Annotated in this window: 1 protein-coding gene; it reads right to left on the bottom strand. The window is 60.6% G+C overall.

What is annotated here, in order from left to right:
* Positions 1–17: 17 nt before the first annotated feature.
* Positions 18–811, bottom strand: a protein-coding gene (locus ACH13J_RS18355; protein ID WP_397544787.1) for an IS5 family transposase whose coding sequence is annotated in 2 segments (ribosomal slippage) — positions 18–451 and positions 451–811 — 795 coding nt in all. Because the reading frame shifts where the segments join, the coding sequence is not laid out codon by codon here.
* Between the last annotated feature and the right edge of the window lie 37 nt (positions 812–848).

Here is an 848-nt window from a genome sequence, read left to right as displayed (position 1 = left end):
CTAGGTCGCGTCTTCATTTAGGCCAGCCAAACCATTGCACAGGCGAGGGATACGAAGGCGCCGAAGGAGGAGAGTGTTTTCTCGCAACGCATGGCGATCCGTCGGAAGCGTTTGATACGATTGAAGAAACATTCGACCAAATGGCGCTCCTTGTAGAGGATCCAGTCGATTGGATAGCGTCTGCTGCGCGTGGGGTTTTGTTTGATCTGGGCCGTTGCGCCGAGTTCATCGGCGATGAACGCGCGCAGGTGATCGGCATCATAGGCCGCGTCCATGATGACATACCCGACGCCGGTCAGCCCTTCGATCAGGCCGCGCGCTTGCGGGCAATCGCCCCATTGGCCGGGTGTTACCGTGAAGCGGATTGGCAGGCCGAGCGCATCGACGCTGGCGTGGATCTTGGTGGTCAGGCCGCCCTTGGAGCGGCCGATCGCGTGAGCCTCAGCCCCCCTTTGGCGCCGCTTGCATCGGCATGTGCCTTGCAGATCGTGGCGTCAACGAGGACATATTCGAAGTCCGGTTCTGCGCTTAAGGCTTTGAAAAGACTCTCCCAAACCCCTGCATGCGTCCAGCGTCGGAACCGGCAATGCGCGGTGCGCCAGTTTCCAAGCTCGGGCGGCAAATCACGCCAAGGCGACGCCGTGCGCGCCAGCCACAGGATCGCATCGACAAACAGCCGGTTGTCCGTCGCCGTGCGGCCCCGGTCCCCGCGCTTGCCGGGAAGAAGCGGCGCAATCTGCGCCCATTGCGCATCGGTCAGGGTTCGTCTGCTCAAGATCGCCTCCGTTTTCGATCTTGAATCAAACCTCATCCGATTTGGGAATCCCCTAAATGAAGACGCAACCTAG

It is taken from the genome of Roseovarius salis (genome assembly GCF_044472985.1).
In the GTDB taxonomy this organism is placed as follows: domain Bacteria; phylum Pseudomonadota; class Alphaproteobacteria; order Rhodobacterales; family Rhodobacteraceae; genus Roseovarius; species Roseovarius salis.
The sequence above is the reverse complement of the archived record's forward strand: the minus strand, read 5'-3'. Positions and strand labels throughout refer to the sequence as shown.